General features: G+C 64.0%; 19 protein-coding genes and 1 pseudogene. 2 read left to right on the forward strand and 18 right to left on the reverse strand.

Annotated elements, in window-relative coordinates:
* Positions 1-59 precede the first annotated feature (59 nt).
* Together IHV84_RS03895 and IHV84_RS03900 are read right to left on the reverse strand one after the other, a co-directional pair.
* Positions 60-975: pseudogene (locus IHV84_RS03895) on the reverse strand (Bug family tripartite tricarboxylate transporter substrate binding protein).
* A 273-nt stretch (positions 976-1,248) separates the two neighbouring features.
* A complete protein-coding gene (locus tag IHV84_RS03900) occupies positions 1,249-2,277 on the reverse strand; it encodes a LacI family DNA-binding transcriptional regulator (RefSeq protein WP_198845894.1) in 1,029 nt (342 codons plus the stop codon).
* A gap of 95 nt (positions 2,278-2,372) precedes the next feature.
* Between IHV84_RS03900 and garD the strand changes: the two genes are divergently transcribed.
* Entirely contained in the window at positions 2,373-3,950 is a 1,578-nt protein-coding gene (gene garD / locus IHV84_RS03905) for a galactarate dehydratase (RefSeq protein WP_198845895.1), read from the forward strand.
* A gap of 153 nt (positions 3,951-4,103) precedes the next feature.
* Positions 4,104-4,928, forward strand: a complete 825-nt coding sequence (locus tag IHV84_RS03910; protein ID WP_066695076.1) for an MBL fold metallo-hydrolase — start codon at positions 4,104-4,106, stop codon at positions 4,926-4,928.
* Between the two features lie 156 nt (positions 4,929-5,084).
* Here the strand turns inward: IHV84_RS03910 and hisD are convergent, their stop codons facing one another.
* From hisD to IHV84_RS03990, 16 genes are all read right to left on the reverse strand, one after another.
* Positions 5,085-6,410 (reverse strand): histidinol dehydrogenase, encoded by a 1,326-nt coding sequence (hisD, locus tag IHV84_RS03915; protein WP_198845896.1) that lies wholly within the window; start codon positions 6,408-6,410, stop codon positions 5,085-5,087.
* A gap of 20 nt (positions 6,411-6,430) precedes the next feature.
* Positions 6,431-7,078 (reverse strand): ATP phosphoribosyltransferase, encoded by a 648-nt coding sequence (gene hisG / locus IHV84_RS03920; RefSeq protein ID WP_370541183.1) that lies wholly within the window; start codon positions 7,076-7,078, stop codon positions 6,431-6,433.
* Between the two features lie 198 nt (positions 7,079-7,276).
* Positions 7,277-8,548 carry a UDP-N-acetylglucosamine 1-carboxyvinyltransferase gene (gene murA, locus IHV84_RS03925; RefSeq protein ID WP_198845897.1) on the reverse strand — a complete coding sequence of 424 codons (1,272 nt, stop codon included), beginning with the start codon at positions 8,546-8,548 and terminating at the stop codon, positions 7,277-7,279.
* A gap of 85 nt (positions 8,549-8,633) precedes the next feature.
* Complete coding sequence (locus tag IHV84_RS03930) at positions 8,634-8,876, reverse strand: BolA family protein (RefSeq protein ID WP_044397039.1); 243 nt, start codon at positions 8,874-8,876, stop codon at positions 8,634-8,636.
* A 1-nt stretch (position 8,877) separates the two neighbouring features.
* Positions 8,878-9,633 carry an ABC transporter permease gene (locus IHV84_RS03935; RefSeq protein ID WP_066695064.1) on the reverse strand — a complete coding sequence of 252 codons (756 nt, stop codon included), beginning with the start codon at positions 9,631-9,633 and terminating at the stop codon, positions 8,878-8,880.
* Positions 9,630-10,568, reverse strand: a complete 939-nt coding sequence (locus IHV84_RS03940) for an ABC transporter ATP-binding protein (RefSeq protein WP_198845898.1) — start codon at positions 10,566-10,568, stop codon at positions 9,630-9,632. The genes IHV84_RS03935 and IHV84_RS03940 overlap by 4 nt, the downstream gene beginning before the upstream one ends.
* Positions 10,569-10,618: 50 nt before the next feature.
* Entirely contained in the window at positions 10,619-10,915 is a 297-nt protein-coding gene (locus IHV84_RS03945) for a lipid asymmetry maintenance protein MlaB (protein WP_044397037.1), read from the reverse strand.
* Positions 10,916-10,950: 35 nt separating this feature from the next.
* A complete protein-coding gene (locus tag IHV84_RS03950; RefSeq protein ID WP_198845899.1) occupies positions 10,951-11,592 on the reverse strand; it encodes a phospholipid-binding protein MlaC in 642 nt (213 codons plus the stop codon).
* 142 nt (positions 11,593-11,734) lie between these two features.
* A complete protein-coding gene (locus IHV84_RS03955) occupies positions 11,735-12,532 on the reverse strand; it encodes a VacJ family lipoprotein (RefSeq protein WP_198845900.1) in 798 nt (265 codons plus the stop codon).
* Positions 12,529-13,017 carry an outer membrane lipid asymmetry maintenance protein MlaD gene (gene mlaD, locus IHV84_RS03960; RefSeq protein WP_198845901.1) on the reverse strand — a complete coding sequence of 163 codons (489 nt, stop codon included), beginning with the start codon at positions 13,015-13,017 and terminating at the stop codon, positions 12,529-12,531. Before mlaD ends, IHV84_RS03955 begins: the two co-directional genes overlap by 4 nt.
* Positions 13,018-13,048: 31 nt before the next feature.
* The gene (mlaE, locus tag IHV84_RS03965) at positions 13,049-13,831 is read right to left on the reverse strand and encodes a lipid asymmetry maintenance ABC transporter permease subunit MlaE (RefSeq protein WP_044397034.1); all 783 of its coding nucleotides are present in this window, start codon (positions 13,829-13,831) and stop codon (positions 13,049-13,051) included.
* Positions 13,828-14,646, reverse strand: coding sequence for an ABC transporter ATP-binding protein (locus IHV84_RS03970; RefSeq protein ID WP_198845902.1), 819 nt, complete (start codon positions 14,644-14,646; stop codon positions 13,828-13,830). Before IHV84_RS03970 ends, mlaE begins: the two co-directional genes overlap by 4 nt.
* A 234-nt stretch (positions 14,647-14,880) precedes the next feature.
* A complete protein-coding gene (locus IHV84_RS03975; RefSeq protein WP_288484331.1) occupies positions 14,881-15,684 on the reverse strand; it encodes an amino acid ABC transporter ATP-binding protein in 804 nt (267 codons plus the stop codon).
* On the reverse strand, positions 15,665-16,318 hold the full coding sequence (locus IHV84_RS03980) for an amino acid ABC transporter permease (RefSeq protein WP_044397031.1): 654 nt from the start codon (positions 16,316-16,318) through the stop codon (positions 15,665-15,667). Before IHV84_RS03980 ends, IHV84_RS03975 begins: the two co-directional genes overlap by 20 nt.
* 175 nt (positions 16,319-16,493) lie before the next feature.
* A complete protein-coding gene (locus tag IHV84_RS03985; protein ID WP_198845903.1) occupies positions 16,494-17,291 on the reverse strand; it encodes an amino acid ABC transporter substrate-binding protein in 798 nt (265 codons plus the stop codon).
* 258 nt (positions 17,292-17,549) lie between these two features.
* Positions 17,550-19,028 carry a glutamate synthase subunit beta gene (locus tag IHV84_RS03990; protein ID WP_198845904.1) on the reverse strand — a complete coding sequence of 493 codons (1,479 nt, stop codon included), beginning with the start codon at positions 19,026-19,028 and terminating at the stop codon, positions 17,550-17,552.
* Between the last annotated feature and the right edge of the window lie 46 nt (positions 19,029-19,074).

Genomic DNA, 19,074 nt, shown 5'->3' on the forward strand with positions numbered 1-19,074 from the left:
GTCCGTCGCGGCAACCTGCAGCCCACGGGCCTGTCAGCAGGGCCCCGCAGGCATGCACATCAATCGGCCTTGATGTTGCGGTCGGCGATCAGCTTCTTCCAGCGTGCGAATTCAGCGGCCTGGTAGGCGGCGAACTGCTCGGGCGTGTTGGCCACGATTTCAAAGCCCAGGTCCAGCAGCTTGGGTTTGACCTGGGCATCGTTCAGCCCGGCCACGATGGCGGCGTGCAGCTTGGCTTTCACATCGGCGGGCAGGCCGCGCGGCGCGGCAAAGGCCTGCCACGAATACACGTTGGCGTCCTTGATGCCGCCCTCTTCCAGCGTCTGCACCTGGGGCAGCAGGGGCGAGCGCTTGGCGCTGGTGATGGCCAGCGCCCGGAGTTTGCCCGCCTGGATTTGCGGCATGGCGGTGTTGATGTTCATGAACGAGGCATCGACCTGGCCGCCCAGCAAATCGGTCATCACCGGGCCACCGCCACGGTAGGGCACGTGCACGCCGCTGGTGTTGGTCTGCTGCCAGAACAGCTCGGCCGTGAGGTGGTCGCTGCTGCCGTTGCCCGACGAGGCAAAGGTCATCTTGCCGGGCTGGGCCTTGTGGAAGGCGATCACATCGGCCAGCGATTTGTGGGGCGATGCGGCGGGCACCACCAGCACATTGGGCGCCTGCACCGCCACCGTGAGGTAGTCAAAGTCTTTCAAGGCGTCGTAGGGCACCTTGGCCAGCAGGTGGGGGGCAATCACCAGCGGGCCCAGCGAGGTCACCAGCAGGGTGTGCCCGTCAGCCGGCGAGCGCACCACAGCACCCGCGCCGATGGTGCCCGTGGCACCGGCCTTGTTGTCCACGACGAAGGTGCCGCCCACCTTGTCTTGCAGCTTGGGGATGAGGGTGCGGGCAATCAGATCGGTGGAGCCGCCGGGGGGGGAATGGCACGACCATGGTCACCGGCTTGTCGGGCCAGGCCAGGGCCGAGGTCATGGTCAACGCAGCAGCCACCGCGCACAACAGCTTCTTCATGTTTGTCTCCTTGGGTTGAATGAGAGCACCGGCATTCGGACGGCCAGCTGAATCTTTCAAAGATAGCGTCAAGCAAAATGGTACCGCTACCAAATTCAGAATGACGCAATGGTAGCGATACCAAAATAGCACGTCAATGTCGTACAACTCAGGGTATTCCCGGAAATTGAAGAAGTTTCTGCGTACCCCTTGCCCGCGCCCCGGGCCCAGCGCCCGCCAGACCGGTCAAAAAACTCAGGTCGTATCGCGTTCGACGATGGAGAAGTCCACCTGCACCACGGCGGGGTCCACCTCCCGCCCCTCGGCACGGTCCATCAAATACCGGGCTGCCAGCCTGCCGATGTGCGCGCCATTGATTTGCACCGTGCTCAAGGCGGGCAACATGTCGGCCACAAAGGGCACATCGCCAAAACCCATGATCGCCAGCCGCCCGGGCACGGCAATCTGCCGGGCGCGGGCCTCGGTCGCCACCCCCACGGCCAGCAGGTCAGAGCTGCAGAACACGGCATCAGCCTCGGGACATTCGTGCACCAGGCGGTCCAGAGCATCACGCCCGCTGCGCAGCGAGCGTTGCGCCCCCACGTTGACCACATGCACCGGGGGCAAGCCCGCCTGCTCGGCGGCCTCGGCAAAGGCAGCGGCGCGCCGCGCAGCCCGCTCGTCTTCGGCGGTGACCAGTGCCAGGCGCTTGCGCCCCTTGGCGACGAAGAACTGCGCCACGGCACGGCCAATATCAAGGTGCGAGAAACCCACCAGCATGTCGATGGGCGTGGGGGTCAGATCCCAGGTTTCCACCACCGGAATGCCCGAGGCCACCAGGCGCGTGCGCCCCTTGCCCGCCCCCATGATGCCGGTGAGAAAAATGCCATCGGGCCGTCGGCCAATGATGGCCTCCAGCAGCAACTCCTCCCGGTCGGCGGAGTAGCCCGACTGCCCCAACATCAGCTGGTAGCCCGCATCAAACAAGGTGCTGTTGAGCGCCTCGATGGTTTCCATGAAGACCGACATCACCGTGCTGGGCACCACCGCCGCAATCAGCCGGCTGCGCGCTGACGCCAGCCCGCCCGCCATGCGGTTGGGCACATAGCCAGTGCGCTGCACGGCATCGAGCACACGCTGGCGCACCTCGGGCGAGACCTGGTCGGGGGTGTTCATCACCCGCGATGCCGTGATGGGCGCCACACCTGCGAGTTTGGCCACATCACGCAGGGTGATCGCACCACTGCTGCGGCGCGAGCGCCTGGGGTTGTCTTTTTCAGTCATCAGTGGTTTAAAATGGTACCGGTACCATACACATCACACAAGCCGGCGCGACCTGGGGAGGGATGCGCGCGAAGTGCCAGATCATAGGAGACAGCATGTCCGATTGCCCCACCGATGAGCCCCTGAAACCGCTCACCATCCGCATGCATGACAGCGACAACGTCGCCATCGTGGCTAACGATGGTGGCCTGCCCGCAGGCACCGCCCTGCCCTCGGGCCTGGTGCTGCGCGACAAGGTGCCGCAGGGCCACAAGGTGGCGCTGGTCGATCTGCCCGCCGGGGGTGCGGTGCTGCGCTACGGCATTCCGATTGGCTATGCCATCAGCGACATTCCGGCGGGCAGCTGGGTGCACGAGCGGCTGCTGTCCATGCCCGAGGCGCGCGAGCTGGACGCCCTGCCCATGGCCACCACGCGCGGCCAGGCCTTGCCCCCGCTGGAGGGCTACACCTTTGAGGGCTACCGCAACGCCGATGGCTCGGTGGGCACTCGCAACATCCTGGCCATCACGCAAACGGTGCAGTGCGTGGCGGGCGTCACCCAATTTGCCGTGCAGCGCATCAAGCAAGAGCTGCTGCCTCGCTACCCGAACGTGAACGACGTGGTGGCGCTGGAACATGGCTACGGCTGCGGCGTGGCGATTGACGCGCCCGACGCCATCATCCCCATCCGCACCCTGCGCAACCTGAGCCTGAACCCCAACTTTGGCGGCGAGGTGATGGTGGTGAGCCTGGGCTGCGAAAAGCTGCAGCCCGAGCGATTGCTGCCCCCCGGCTCCATCCCCGTGGTGGACGAACGCAGCAGCACCCAGGGGCTGGATGTGGTGTGCCTGCAGGACGAAGCCCATGTGGGCTTCATGTCGATGGTGGAGTCCATCATGCGCCAGGCAGAAACCCACCTGCAGCGCCTGAATGCGCGCCGCCGCGAAACCGTGCCTGCGAGCGAACTGGTGGTGGGCGTGCAGTGCGGGGGCAGCGATGCGTTCTCGGGCGTCACCGCCAACCCGGCCGTGGGCTTTTGCACCGACCTGCTGGTGCGGGCCGGGGCCAGCGTGATGTTCTCGGAAACCACCGAAGTGCGTGACGGCATTGCGCAGCTCACGGCCCGCGCCGCCACCCCCGAGCTGGCCGAAGCCATGGTGCGCGAGATGGCCTGGTACGACGCCTACCTGCAGCGCGGCAGCGTGGACCGCAGTGCCAACACCACGCCGGGCAACAAGAAGGGCGGGCTGTCCAACATCGTCGAAAAGGCCATGGGCTCGATCGTCAAGTCCGGCTCCGCCCCCATCTCCGGTGTGCTGTCGCCGGGCGAGAAGCTCCAAACCCGGGGCCTGACCTACGCGGCCACGCCTGCCAGCGACTTCATCTGCGGCACCCTGCAACTGGCTGCGGGCATGAACCTGCATGTGTTCACCACGGGCCGCGGCACGCCTTACGGGCTGGCAGAATGCCCGGTCATCAAGGTGGCTACCCGCACCGATCTGGCCCGCCGCTGGCACGACCTGATGGACGTGAACGCAGGCACCATTGCCGAAGGCCAGGCCACCATTGAAGAGGTGGGCTGGCAGCTCTTTCACCTGATGCTGGACGTGGCCAGCGGCCGCAAGAAGACCTGGGCTGAACACTGGAAGCTGCACAACGCCTTGGTGCTGTTCAACCCGGCCCCGGTGACCTGAGCCGCGGGAGGCCTCTTTCACGTAGCAGCCTTGGAGGGAGGTGCCTAGCAAAGCCAGCACCGCTCTTTTTTTAACAATTCGGCTTGATATTGATCAACTTTCGTTGTTGGGGGTACTCGTACAGTCAACGCTTCATTGCTTCTGTGCGCCACCATGTCCATCGAACTCTATCGCGACAAGAATCATGCTTGCATCATGTTCACCGACCTCATCGAGGAGGATGGGCAGGCAGTGCAGGCCAACCAGTTCCTGATCGTGGACGATGACACCGGTGCCATCATCGACCCCGGTGGCAACCTGGCGTTCAACGAACTGTTCATGGGGATGACGAAGCATTTCCCCCCCCACAAGCTGTCGTACCTGATCGCCTCCCACGCAGACCCGGACATCATTGCCTCGCTGGACCGGTGGCTCACCAGCACCAAGGCATCGCTGGTCATCTCCCGCGTGTGGGAGCGCTTTGCACCGCACTTCACCAAGGTGGGCAAGACAGAAAACCGCGTCATCGGCGTGCCCGACAGCGGTGGTCACTTGCCCCTGGGGCGGCATGAACTGGTGCTGTTGCCAGCCCACTTCATGCACTCGGAAGGCAACTTCCATTTCTACGACCCGGTCAGCAAGATCCTGTTCACGGGTGACCTGGGCGTGTCGATGATGTCCGGCGCCGAGGCAAGCCGCCCCGTCACCGATCTGCAGGCCCACATTCCCCGCATGGAAGGCTTCCACCGCCGCTACATGGTGTCCAACAAGATCCTGCGGTTGTGGGTGAACATGGCCCGGCAACTGGACATTGCCATGATCGTGCCGCAGCACGGCGCCCCCATCATGGGCAAGCCAGCCATCCAGGATTTCTTTGCGTGGATCGAAAACCTCAAATGCGGCATCGACCTGTTTGATGACCGTGCCTACCAGGTGCCCACAGCGCACATCGACCCCGTGACGCGCCAGATGCGTCCCGCCTTGCGGCAGGTGGGTTGACACTCTGAGCAGGGCTGCCGGCGGGCGGGCCCTGCTTTCTGGCAACAAGCCGCACGACAAACGAGTTTTGGAGCCTCCCCTCGAACAAGGGTTCTCACCACATCGCTAAGGACTTGGCCGACAGACCACCGCCGGTGGTCAGCCGTTGGCAGAGACTCAGCCCTGCTTCTTCAAGCGCATCTCTGCCGCCTGCGCATGGGCCTGCAGGCCCTCGCCGTAGGCCAGCTCGGCAGCGATTTTCCCAAGCACCTGGGCACCCGCTTCGCTCACCTCAATGAGGCTGCTGCGTTTCTGGAAGTCGTACACGCCCAGCGGCGAGGAGAAGCGCGCGGTGCCGCTGGTGGGCAGCACATGGTTGGGGCCTGCGCAGTAGTCGCCTAGGCTTTCGGAGGTGTACGCCCCCAGGAAGATCGCGCCCGCGTGGCGCAGCAGTGGCTCCCAGCGGTGCGGGTCGTTGCTGCTGACTTCCAAGTGCTCTGGAGCGATGCGATTGCTGATCGCGCAGGCTTCTTCCATGTCCTTCGTCAAAATCAGCGCACCCCGGCCGGTAAGGCTCTTGGCGATGATTTCGGCGCGCGGCATGGTGTGCAGCAGGCGGTCGATTTCGCGCTGTACGGCGTCGAGATAGGCGGCGTCGGGGCACAGCAGGATGGACTGGGCCAGCTCGTCGTGCTCGGCCTGGCTGAACAGGTCCATCGCCACCCAGTCGGGCGGCGTGGTGCCGTCGGCCAGCACCAGAATTTCGCTGGGGCCCGCAATCATGTCGATGCCCACGGTGCCGAACACGCGCTTCTTGGCGCTGGCCACGTAGGCGTTGCCAGGGCCGGTGATCTTGTCCACCTTGGGCACGGTTTCGGTGCCGTAGGCCAGCGCGGCGACGGCCTGCGCACCGCCGATGGTGAAGGCGCGGGTCACACCGGCCACGTAGGCGGCTGCCAGCACCAGCGCATTCTTCTCGCCCTTGGGGGTGGGCACCACCATGATGATTTCTTCGACCCCCGCCACATGGGCCGGGATGGCGTTCATCAACACGCTGGAGGGGTACGCCGCCTTGCCGCCAGGCACATAGATGCCAACACGGTCCAGGGGAGTGACCTTCTGGCCCAGCAAGGTGCCATCTTCGTCGCGGTAGCTCCAGCTCTCGCCGGAGGCCTTCTTTTGAGCCACGTGGTAACTGCGCACCCGCGCTGCGGCCGCTTGCAATGCGTCACGCTGCACCGCGGGGATGGCGTCGAAGGCCTCCTTGAGTTCTGCCTGGGTCAGCTCCAGCGCTGCCATGGTGGGCGCGGTAAGGCCGTCGAAGCGGGCGGTGTACTCCAGCACCGCCGCGTCGCCGCGCTTTTGCACAGCGGCCAGGATGTCGGCCACGCGCTGCTCGATGGCCGCGTCGGTGTCGGCAGACCAATGCAGGCGGGCTGCAAAATCAGCCTCAAAAGTGGCTGCAGCGGTGGACAGACGAGCGGGAGCAGCTACCAATTTCATAGTGCGTTGCAGTTCAGGTTTCAGTTTTGCTCTGCCGGAATGGCCGAGGCAAAGGCATTGATGATGCGGCGCAGCGGTTCACGCTTGAGCTTGAGCGCCGCCTGGTTAACCACCAGGAACGAGCTGATGTCCATGATGCGCTCCACTTCCACCAGGTGGTTGGCCTTGAGCGTGTTGCCGGTGGAGACCAGATCGACGATGGCGTCGGCCAGGCCGGTGAGCGGGGCCAGCTCCATGCTGCCGTAGAGCTTGACCATGTCCACGTGAACGCCCTTGGTCGCAAAGAATTCGCGGGCGATGGAGGTGTACTTGGTGGCCACCTTCAGGCGCGAGCCCTGTTTGACGGCGCGCTCGTAGTCAAAGTCCTGGCGCACAGCCACGCTCACGCGGCATTTGGCAATGCGCAGATCCAGCGGCTGGTACAGGCCCTGGCTGCCGTGCTCGATCAGGGTGTCCTTGCCCGTCACGCCCAAATCCGCGCCGCCGTATTCCACATAGGTGGGCACGTCAGATGCACGCACCAGCACCACGCGCACGTCAGGCTGGTTGGTGGGCAGGATGAGCTTGCGTGACTTTTCGGGGTCTTCCAGCACCTCGATGCCTGCAGCAGCCAGCAGCGGCAGGGTTTCTTCAAAGATGCGGCCCTTGGAAAGCGCCAGGGTGATCATCGTCATGTTTTTAATTACTCCACTGTTTCTTGCCTGCTACTGCACTGCGATTTGTGCGCGCCCTATGCCGGGGACGCCGTGCAAGGGCCGCCAAGCCGCGTAAGCGGCGCTTCGCTCGCGTGCACTGGCGTCGTCCCCCTTCCCACGCGCAGCGTGAGAGAAGGGGGAAGAGGCGAAGCCGCTCAGGGGGATGACAATTCATCTCACTCGCTCGATGTCGGCACCGATGCCACGCAGTTTGGCTTCCATGCAGTCGTAGCCACGGTCCAGGTGATAAATGCGGTCCACCATGGTTTCGCCATCGGCCACCAGGCCCGCGATGACCAGGCTGGCCGAGGCGCGCAGGTCGGTCGCCATCACCGTGGCGCCGGACAGGCGAGGCACGCCTTCGATCACGGCCACCTTGCCGTCCACCTGGATTTTGGCGCCCAGGCGAACCAGCTCGTTGACGTGCATGAAGCGGTTTTCAAAAATCGTTTCGGTCACCGTGGCCGTGCCCTGGGCGATGCAGTTGAGCGCCATGAACTGGGCCTGCATGTCGGTGGGGAAGCCAGGATATTCGGTGGTGCGAAAGCCCTGGGCCTTGAGCGTGGCGCCGCCAGTGCTTTGCACGCGGATGCCGCCGTCCACCGCCTGCACCTTGGCGCCCGCTTCGCGCAGCTTTTCAATCACAGCGTCGAGGTGGTCGGCACGGCCATGGCGCAGCACCACATCACCGCCGGTGGCGGCCACGGCGCACAGGAAGGTGCCCGCTTCAATGCGGTCGGCCACCACGCGGTGGGTGCAGCCGTGCAGCTTCTCGACGCCCTGGATGCGGATGCGGCTGGTGCCGTGGCCTTCGATCTTCGCGCCCATGGCGATCAGCATCTCGGCCAGGTCCGAAATCTCGGGCTCTTGCGCGGCGTTTTCCAGCACCGTCTCGCCCTCGGCCAGCGCAGCGGCCATCATGAAATTTTCGGTGCCCGTCACAGTGACCATGTCAGTGGTAATGCGGGCGCCCTTCAGCCGCGTCCAGCCTGCGGGCAGCTTGGCGATCATGTAGCCGTGCTCGACCACGATCTCGGCGCCCATGGCGGCCATGCCCTTGATGTGCTGGTCCACCGGGCGCGAACCAATCGCGCAGCCGCCGGGCAGCGACACCGTGGCCTCGCCAAAGCGCGCCAGCAGCGGGCCCAGCGCCAGCACCGAGGCGCGCATGGTCTTGACCAGCTCGTAAGGGGCCTCGGGCCAGTTCAAAGCGCTGGCGTCAATGCGCACCGTGCCGTCGTCAGCCCGCTCGGCCGTCACACCCATGTTGCGGATGAGCTTGAGCATGGTGCTCACGTCCTGCAATTGGGGCACGTTGAGCAGGGTCACGGGCTCGGCCGTGAGCAGTGCGGCGCACAACTCCGGCAAGGCGGCATTTTTGGCACCAGACACCAGCACCTCGCCTTGCAAGGTACGGCCGCCGCGGATCAGGAGTTTGTCCATCTCAAAAAACCAGAATATGAATCAAAAGTGCCTCCAGCGCTTTCGTGTCAAGCGCCAGCAGCTATCAATACAGTAGCAAGCCGAATCAAGCCTGCTGGGTGGCCCACTCGGCGGGCGTGAAGGTCTTCATCGACAACGCATGCACTTCATCGGTCTGCATGCGGTTGCCCAGGGTGGCGTACACGCGGCGCTGGCGCTGCAGGGTGCGCTGGCCCTCGAACTCGGCCGAAACGATGGTGGCGTACCAGTGGCGGCCGTCGCCCTCCAGGGTGATGTGGTCGCAGGCCAGGCCAGCGCTGATGATGTCTTTGAGTTGGTCTGCAGTCATTTCAGTTTCTGATTTTGTAGCCGGTGCGCAGCAGGTGCACAGCCAGTGCGCTTACCGCAAGCCAGGCCAGACCGACGATGCCCAGGCTGACCCAGGGCGACACATCGCTTTGGCCAAAGAAGCCGTAGCGGAAGCCGTCGATCATGTAGAAAAACGGGTTGAGGTGGCTCACGGTCTGCCAGAACGGCGGCAGCGACTGAATGGAGTAGAACACGCCCGATAGGAAGGTCATGGGCACGATGATGAAGTTCTGGAACGCGGCCATCTGGTCGAACTTGTCGGCCCACAGCCCCGCAATCAAGCCCAGCGTGGCCAGCAGCGCAGCGCCCAGCAGGGCAAACAGCAGGATCCACAGCGGCGCCGCAAACTCCGGCCGTGCAAACGCCAGCGTGACGATGAACACGCCCAGGCCCACCACCAGACCACGCACCACCGACGAGCCCACATAGGCCACGAACCACGCCCAGTGCGACAGCGGCGTGAGCAGCACAAACACCAGGCTGCCCATGATCTTGCTCTGGATGATGCTGGACGAGCTGTTGGCAAACGCGTTTTGCAGCACGCTCATCATCACAAGGCCTGGCACCAGAAACGCGGTGTAGCTGATGCGGTCGTAGACCTTCACATGGTCTTCCAGCACATGGCCGAAGATCAGCAGGTACAGCACGGCGGTGAGCACCGGCGCGGCCACGGTCTGGAAGCTGACCTTCCAGAAGCGCAGCACTTCTTTATAAAAAAGCGTCTGCCAACCCGTCATAGAGCCACCTCGGACAAAGGAATGTTGGAAGCCGAGGTACCCGACATCACCTGCAAGAACACATCTTCCAGGTCAGGCCGGCGGATCTCCATGTCCTGCACCTCCACGCCGGCGACGCGCAGCGTAGCCAGGTGGTTTTCAATTTCTGCCGCATCCTGCGCGGGCAACTGAACAATGCGCCCCGTGACCCGCGCGATGGATGCCAGCGCCGCAGGCAGCACCGCGTCGGTCTTGAACTGCAGCACGCTGCCAGAAGCGGCCTTGAGCAGCTCGGACGTGCGGTTCAGCGCCGCCACCTGCCCGGCCTTGAGCATGGCGATGCGGCCGCACAGCGCCTCGGCTTCTTCCAGGTAATGGGTGGTGAGCAGCACCGTGTGCCCTTCCTTGTTCAGGCGGGCGATGAAGTGCCACAGCGTCTGGCGCAGCTCTACGTCCACACCGGCGGTGGGCTCGTCCAGCACGATGATGGGCGGCTTGTGCACCAGCGCCTGGGCGACCAGCACGCGGCGCTTCATGCCGCCCGAAAGCTGGCGCATGTTGGCGTTGGCCTTGTCGGCCAGGCCCAGGTTTTCGAGCAGCTCGTCAATCCAGGCGTCGTTGTTCTTCACACCGAAATAGCCGGACTGGAAGCGCAGCGCCTCGCGCACGTTGAAGAAGGGGTCGAACACCAGCTCCTGCGGCACGATGCCCAGCTTGCGGCGGGCATCGGCATAGTTGGCTTGCACATCGCTGCCTTGCACCAGCACACGGCCACTGGTGGCGCGGCCCAGGCCCGCCAGGATGCTGATGAGGGTGGTTTTGCCGGCGCCATTGGGCCCAAGGAGCCCAAAAAATTCGCCCTGTTCAATGTCCAGGCTGACTTGGTTCAGCGCCTGGAAAGGGCCTTTGGGCGTGGCAAAGGTCTTGGAGATGGCTTGGAATGAGACTGCGGGCATGAAGCCCTCGATTTTACGGGCTGGGGGCGGTCTGCGCTCGTCCGCACCCATCAGGCCGCGTCGTTGAGCAGGCCATCCACCCCATACAGCCCCGCCATGCCCTGCAGCGCCTGTGGCAGGCCCTGTACGGCAAAGCGCAGCCCGGCGGCCAGCGCTTCGCGCCGAAACTCCAGCAGCACGGCCAGGGCCGAGGTGTCAAACACGCGCAGCGGGGCGGCGTCTACCACTAGGGCGCTGCCAGGCGCAGCGCCCCCCACCGACTGCAGCAACTGCGCCAGACAGGCCGTGGCCTGGCGGTGGGTCAGCTCGGAGGGCAAACGCAGTGCAGCGGCGGCAGAGGTCGTCATGGCGTGTGGAATGAAAAGAAGCTGCGCGCCAACGGTCAGCCTTTAGCGGCGTTCGACTTGTTGCGGGCCACCAGCGTGTCGATCAGGCCATCAATGCCCTTGGCGTTGATTTCCTGCGCGAACTGGCTGCGGTAGGTTTCCACCAGCCACACGCCCAGCACGTTGAGGTTGTAAATCTTCCAGCCCGCGCCCTCGCCCGGCGTCTTTTCCAGGCGGTAGTCGAGCTGAATGGGGTCCCCCTTGCCCACGATTTCGGTGCGCACCAGCACATCCTTGTCGTCTGCGGCCGCCCGCATGGGTTTGATGCGCACCGTCTGGTCGCTCACCTGCGCCAAGGCGCCTGCGTAAGTGCGCACGAGCAAAACCTTGAACTCGTCCTGCAAGCGCTTTTGCTGTTCTGGCGTGGCCTGGCGCCAGCCGGGGCCCACCGCAGCAGCGGTCATGCGGCGAAAGTTCACGTTGGGCATCACGGTCTTGTCCACCAGCGCGATCACCTTGTCGATATCACCCGCCTGGATGGCCTTGTCCGCGCGCACGGTGTTGAGCACGTCCTCCGAAAGGCGCCTGATCAGCGCATCCGGCGTCTCATCGGCCGCCAGCGCCGCCAGTGGCAGCCCCAGCGCATAAACGGTTCCAGCAGCAAGGGCAGCACGCCCCAATTCACGTCGATTCATCATTCTTTCGGCTCCAGCTGCACCACGGGCAGCCTTGATGGCATTTTGTTCTGGGCTCTCAGCACACAGGCTTCTGCTGTGTACCAAGGTGCAAGCATGTGCAACGCCGCGCGCAATCCACGCAGCATCACGGGCTTATCGGGTCTTAGCGGTCAGGCTCGGGCGGCAGCACGCCGTCGTTGGCGCCGCGATCGGCATCGTCCTTGAACAGCGGCTCGCTCGACTGACCCTTGCGCAACTGCATGTACACGTCGCGGGTGAAGGAATATTTGTCGAGCGCGGCATTGTCAATCACAGACCCGGCGCGCAGCAAGTTCGCGCGCGTGTCCACCATGCGCAGGGCGTACAGCGAATTGCGGTCAGACACAGGGCGCACCTGCCGCAACGGGTTGCCATTCATATCCAGCGGCAGTGCCACGGCATCGCGCAGCGTGGAGGGCCCCAGCAGGGGCAGCACCACATACGGACCGGTGTCCACGCCCCAGCGCCCCAGCGTGAGGCCGAAGTCCTGGCGGGACCGCTCAATGCCCAACTCGCTGGCCACATCCAGCAAGCCGCCCAGACCAAAGATGGTGTTCACATTCACCCGCATGAAGCTGTTGGCCGCGCCCTCGGCACGCAGCTGCAGCAGGTTGTTCACAAACGACCACACATCGGACAGGTTGCCGAAGAAGTTGCTCACGCCCGTGCGCACCGGCGTTGGCGTCACCTCTACATACGCCGTGGCCACGGGTTTCAGAATGGCCGCGTCCACATCATCATTGAAGCGCGTCATGCTGCGGTTGTAGGACTCGAACGGGTCGTCCGGGTTGGTGCGTGGGCCACTGGCGCAGCCCACCAGTGCCAGCGCGGCCAATACGGGCAAGCCCCGGCGGGCCCAGGCCGCGAGTCGGGGTTGGGCCGCCTTCACTGCGGGGGCGTCATTGACTGTCGATGTTTTCATTTGTTGGTGTCCGTCCCTGCGGATTTGCCGCCGTCTTCGGCCTTGTTGTAGAGGAACTGGCCGATCAGGTTTTCCAGCACCACGGCCGACTGCGTGGCCGTGACCGTATCCCCGGCCACCAGGTTTTTCTCGTCGGCGCCCGCTTCAATGCCGATGTACTGCTCGCCCAGCAAACCGCTGGTCAAAATCTTCAGCGAGCTGTCTTTGGGGAAAGCGTAGCGATCATCCATGGACAAGGTCACGCGCGCCTGAAAGGTCTTGTCATCAAACGTGATGGATTCCACACGCCCGACCACCACACCCGCGCTGCGCACAGCCGCCTGCGGCTTGAGGCCGCCAATGTTGTCAAACCGCGCACTGATGCGGTAACCCTTTTGAAAATTGAAACTGAGCAGGTTGGCCGACTGCAGCGCCAGGAACACTAGCGCCACCGCACCCAGCATCACAAACAACCCGACCCACACATCATTTTTGGAGCGTTGCACGCTGATCCTTCCACCACCGGGCGAGCCGGCATCAAATACTGAACATCAAGGCCGTGAGGACGAAGTCCAACGCCAGCACGGCCAACGAGGCAATGACCACGGTGCGCGTGGTGGCACGGGAAACCCCCTCGGGCGTAGGGCGGGCCTCAAAACCCTGCAAAAGCGCAATGAACGTCACGGTGAAGCCAAACACCAGGCTTTTGAGCACGCCATTGCCCACGTCTTTCCACACATCCACCCCGCCCTGCATCTGGCTCCAGAAGGCGCCGGGGTCGATGCCGATCATCAGCACGCCCACCACCCAGCCGCCAATCACGCCCACGGCGCTGAACACGGCAGCCAGCAGGGGCATGGTGATGACACCGGCCCAAAACCGGGGGGCGAGGATGCGGCGCACCGGATCCACGGCCATCATTTCCATGGCGCTGAGCTGCTCACCCGCACGCATGAGGCCGATCTCGGCCGTCAGCGAAGTACCTGCACGCCCCGCGAACAACAGAGCCGTGACCACCGGGCCCAGCTCGCGCACCAGCGACAGCGCCACCAAAAGGCCCAGCGCTTCCGAAGATCCGTAGCGCTGCAGCGTGTAATACCCCTGCAGGCCCAGCACAAAACCGACAAAGAGCCCCGACACCGCAATGATGGCCAGGGAGTAGTTGCCCAGAAAGTGCACCTGATCGCGCACCAGCCCTGGCCGCGCAAACGCAGCGCCCACCAACTGCATCAGGCGAGCAAACAGCCGGGCGCCACGGCCAATGTCGGCCAGTTTCGACCGCACGGCAAAACCGAGGTTGGCGGGATGGAACCAGTTCATGGCCGTGCCCCTGCGGTAGGGCCAAAGTCCTGGGCGGCATCAGGCCCTGGGTAGTGGAAGGGCACGGGCCCCACGGGCAGCGCATTCACGAACTGGTGCACCAGCGGGTCGGTGCTGGCCATCACCTCCGCAGGGGTGCCCTGCGCCGCTACCACACCCGGCCCCAGAACGATGACGTGGTCCGCCAGATGGAAGGTTGCCGTGAGGTCGTGCGACACCAGCACGCTGGTCAGGCCCATGGCGTCGTTGAGCTGGCGGATGAGCTGGGCCGTGGTGCCCAGCGAGATAGGGTCCAGGCCCGCAAAGGGCTCGTCGTACATGATGAGTTCGGGGTCGAGCGCAATGGCCCGGGCCAGGGCCACACGCCGGGCCATGCCGCCGGATATCTGGCTGGGCAGCAAATCCCGCGCCCCGCGCAAGCCCACGGCGTTCAGCTTCATCAGCACCACATCGCGGATCAGGGCTTCAGACAAGTCCGTGTGCTCGCGCAGCGGAAAGGCCACGTTCTCAAACACGCTCAGGTCGGTGAACAACGCTCCGAACTGGAACAGCATGCCCATGCGACGGCGCGCTGCGAACAGGCCGGCCGCATCGAGCAGGCCCACGTCCTGCCCGTCAAACAGGACCTGGCCCCGCTGTGCGCGTTGCTGCCCGCCAATCAACCGCAAGACCGTGGTTTTGCCCCCGCCCGAGGCGCCCATGAGCGCCGTGACCTTGCCGCGCGGCACTTGCAGCGACACGTCGCGCAGGATCACCCGCTCCCCATAGGAGAAGGTGACATTGCGCAAGTCAACGAGGGCGGAAGTGTCTGGCATTCAAAAGTGCAGGGACAAAGCAAACGAAAAGGAACGGGCAAACCCCGATTGTCGCGGCGCAGCATTCACCGCAGAAGGCGCTATGGTAATCCATGCACCTATACATACATTCACATTTGTTTGTTTCTGAAACGTGAATGCTGTGTTCGCAATGTCGGAGGCTGCGCGCTAGTGAGTAACAGCGCTCCCATCCGGAGCGTCGGGGCAACCCACGCGCGTCACATCAGAGGCCTGCTACAGCATATGGTTCAAAAAAGCCCGGCTGCGCTCGTGGCCCGGGCTACCAAAAAACTCGGCAGCAGGCCGCGTTTCCAGCAGCTCGCCCTGGTCCATGAACGCCACGGTGTGCGCCACCTCGCGCGCAAAGCCCATTTCGTGCGTCACCACCAGCATGGTCATGCGCTCCTGGGCCAGGGCGCGCATGGTGCGCAGCACCTCGCCCGTCAGTTCGGGGTCGAGCGCCGAGGTGGGCTCGTCAAACAGCATGATGTCGGGCTCCATGGCCAGTGCCCGGGCGATGGCCACACGCTGTTTTTGCCCACCCGACAGGCGCGCGGGGTAGTTGTCACGCTTGGCACGCAGGCCCACTTTGTCCAGCAGCACTTCGGCGCGGGCAATGGCCTCGTCGCGGGCCATACCGCGCACCACCAGGGGCGCTTCGATCAGGTTTTCCAGCACGGTGAGGTGCGGAAACAGGTTGAAGTGCTGGAACACCATACCGGTCTTGCGGCAGATGCGGCGCACCTCGGCATCGCTGACGTACGTGCAGTTCCCCGCAGCATCCGTCTGCGCCAAGGCCTCGCCTTCGATGGCGATGAAGCCCCGGTCGATGGTCTCCAGATGGTTCAGGCAGCGCAGGAAGGTGCTCTTGCCCGAGCCCGAAGGCCCGATCAGCGCCACCACTTCGCCCTGCCCCACCGTGAGCGAGACATTGCGCAGCACGGGCACACGCCCAAAGGCTTTATGAATGCCGCGGGCTTCGATCATGGGCTGACTGGCGGCAGCGGCGCCTGCGCGCTCATTCGTCGTGCTTGGCATAACGTTTCTCCAGACGCTGAAAGCCCCAGGTGAGCACCAGGGTCATCACAAGATAGAAAGCCGCCGCCACGATGAAGGGCGTGGTGGTGAAGTCACGCTGCACGATGCCGCGCGCTGCACGCAGCAAGTCGTTGAGGGCCAACACGTAGATGAGAGACGTGTCCTTGACCAAGGTGATGGTCTCGTTGCTCATGGGCGGCAGGATGCGGCGCACCATTTGCGGCAACACGATGCGGCGCATGGTCTGGCCATAGCTCATGCCCAGCACCTTGGCGCCTTCGTATTGGCCCCGGTCAATGGACTGGATGCCCGCGCGGAAGATTTCAGCGAAATACGCCGCGTAGTTCAGCGCGAAGGCGACCACGGCAGCAGGAAAATCTGGCAGCCGCACACCGATCACCGGCACGAATGGCAGCGCAAAGTAGATGAACAACATCTGCAGCATGAGCGGCGTGCCACGCATGAGCCAGATGTAGCCATTGACGAAGGCCGACAAGGCCTTCCAGCGCGACACGCGCGCCAACGCCAACACCAGCCCCAGCGGCACCGCCAGCAGCAAGGTGATGACAAAAAGCTTCAGGGTGACAGTAGCGCCTTGCGCCAGCGGCCCCAGAAGTGAGAGAACGTAATCCATGCTGTCGCGACAGTTCCGTGTTTTGTTTCAGCGACCGTCCAAACAGGCGCTGCGCAGGCCAGTAGCCACCGCGCAAGGGCCGCCCCGCAGCGCTGGTGGCGTCCCCCTTCCCGACTTGCGCAGCAAGGCGAGAGAAGGGGGAAGCGGCGCAGCCGCTCAGGGGGATGTGCCGAAGTTATTTAATGATGTTCTTGCCAAACCACTGTTCGGCAATCTTGGCAGCGGCGCCATCGGCCTTCATGTCGGCCAGAGCCTTGTCGAGCTTGCCCTGCAGCTCGGTGTCGTCCTTGCGCACGCCCACGCCGTAGTCTTCCGTGCCGAAGTGGGCTTCCAGAACCACGTAGTCCTGGGGCTTCTTGGCCACGTAGTAACGGCCCACCACTTCGTCCACCACCACGGCGTCCAGGCGGCCGGTGGACAGGTCCATCAGCGCGGTCACGTTGTCGCCAAAGGTCTTGAAGTCCTTGAAGCTCTTGAAGACGGCCTCTTCCTTCTTCACGGCGTCGACAGCGCTGCTGCCTTCCTGGGCGCCCACGGTCTTGCCGGCCAGATCGGCCTTGGTCTTGATGGCGGAGCTGGCTGCCACCACGATGATCTGGTGGTTTTCCATGTAAGGCGCGGTGAAGGCAATGTTCTGCTTGCGCTCTTCGGTGATGGTCAGGCCGTTCCACAGCGCGTCCACGCGCTTGCCCGACAGCTCGGCTTCCTTGGCGCTCCAGTCGATGGGCTTGAAGCTCACTTCCAGGCCCAGGCGCTTGGCGGCTTCCTTGGCCATGTCGATGTCAAAGCCCACCAGCTCGTTCTTCTCGTCACGGAAACCCATGGGCGGGAAGTTGTCGTCCAGGCCCACAACGATCTTGGTCACAGCCGCTGGCGCGGGCGTGGCGGCCGCAGGCGCGGGGGTTTCGGTCTTGCTGCACCCAGCAATCAAGGCGCCCAGCAAAACAAGGGCAGCGGCAGCGGTCTTCTTCATGGCAAATCGATTCTCAAAACACAAAAACAAAACACGGCACGCAATCGCGGCCGTGGCGCAAAACCCATGATTGTCCCTTAGAACCTGTTCTTATGACGTCCAGCCGGGCACCTGCAAACCTGAGCGGCGCCTCGGCACTTCATACCAAAACAGCCTCCAGCGCCCACTCAATAAGCGCGACCAGCTATTAAAACAGGAGCAACGAAAAAGCGCCCCGCAGGGCGCTTGGCATGGTGAGCGGCGCCGCAGCGCCTTCGCTCAGCGTGGCAGGTCGGAGTAACCCATCAGGAACTCGTCCACCGAGCGTGCTGCCTGGCGGCCTTCGCGAATGGCCCACACCACGAGCGACTGGCCGCGGCGGATGTCGCCCGCAGCGAACACCTTGGGCACGTTGGTGGCGTAGCCGCCGTCAAAGTCCGTCGTGGCGCGGGCATTGCCGCGAGCGTCCTTCTCCACGCCAAAGGCGTCGAGCACCGTCGCCACCGGGCTCACAAAGCCCATGGCCAGCAGCACCAGGTCGGCCTTGAAGACCTTTTCGGTGCCAGGCACTTCAACGAACTTGCCGTCCTTGAATTCGACCTGCACGGTCTTAAGGCCGGTGACCTTGCCCTTGTCGCCCATGAACTCCTTGGTGGAGATGGCAAATTCACGCTCGCAACCCTCTTCGTGGCTAGAAGAGGTGCGCAGCTTGTAGGGCCAGTAGGGCCAGACCAAAGGCTTGTTCTCCTGCTCGGGGGGCATGGGCATCAACTCGAACTGGGTCACGCTGGCCGCGCCATGGCGGTTGCTGGTGCCCACGCAGTCAGAGCCGGTGTCACCGCCGCCGATCACAACGACGTGCTTGCCATCGGCTCGCAGCTGGCCCTTGACCTTGTCGCCCGCGTTCACGCGGTTTTGCTGGGGCAGGAACTCCATCGCGAAGTGGATGCCATCGAGGTCGCGGCCGGGCACGGGCAGGTCGCGCGATTGCTCGGCGCCACCGGTCAGCAGCACGGCGTCAAACTCTTTTTGCAGTTCTTCCGGCGTGATGGTTTCCTTGGCCAGGTTGGTGACCTTGGAGCCCTTGCCCAGCGGGTCCTTGGCTGCGCCCACCACCACACCGGTGCGGAAGACCACCCCCTCGGCCTTCATCTGCTCCACACGGCGGTCGATGTGCGACTTTTCCATCTTGAAGTCAGGAATGCCGTAGCGCAGCAGGCCACCCACGCGGTCGTTCTTTTCAAACACCGTCACATCGTGGCCCGCGCGGGCCAGTTGCTGGGCTGCCGCCATGCCGGCAGGGCCTGCGCCCACCACGGCCACCTTCTTGCCTGTCTTGTGCTTGGCAGGGCGCGGCTGCACCCAGCCTTCCGCCCAGGCGCGGTCGATGATGGCGTGCTCGATGGACTTGATGCCCACGGGGTCGTTGTTCACATTCAGCACGCAAGCCGCTTCGCAAGGCGCGGGGCAGATGCGGCCGGTGAACTCGGGGAAGTTGTTGGTGCTGTGCAGGACGGCAATCGCGCTCTTCCAGTCTTGCTGGTACACGAGGTCGTTGAAGTCCGGGATGATGTTGTTGACCGGGCAGCCGTTGCTGCAGAACGGCGTGCCGCAGTCCATGCAGCGCGCGCCCTGGATCTTCGCCTGGTCTGCGTCCAGACCAATGACGAATTCCTTGTAGTGCTTGAGTCGCTCACCGACGGGCTTGTAGCCCTCTTCGATGCGCTCGTATTCCATGAAGCCAGTAGTTTTTCCCATGACGGAGTGTCCTTGTCTATGAATGTGGTGCGAAGGTCTGCGGGGT

Origin of the sequence: Acidovorax sp. IB03 (genome assembly GCF_016406015.1) — a bacterium.
Classification (GTDB): Bacteria; Pseudomonadota; Gammaproteobacteria; order Burkholderiales; family Burkholderiaceae_C; genus Acidovorax; species Acidovorax temperans.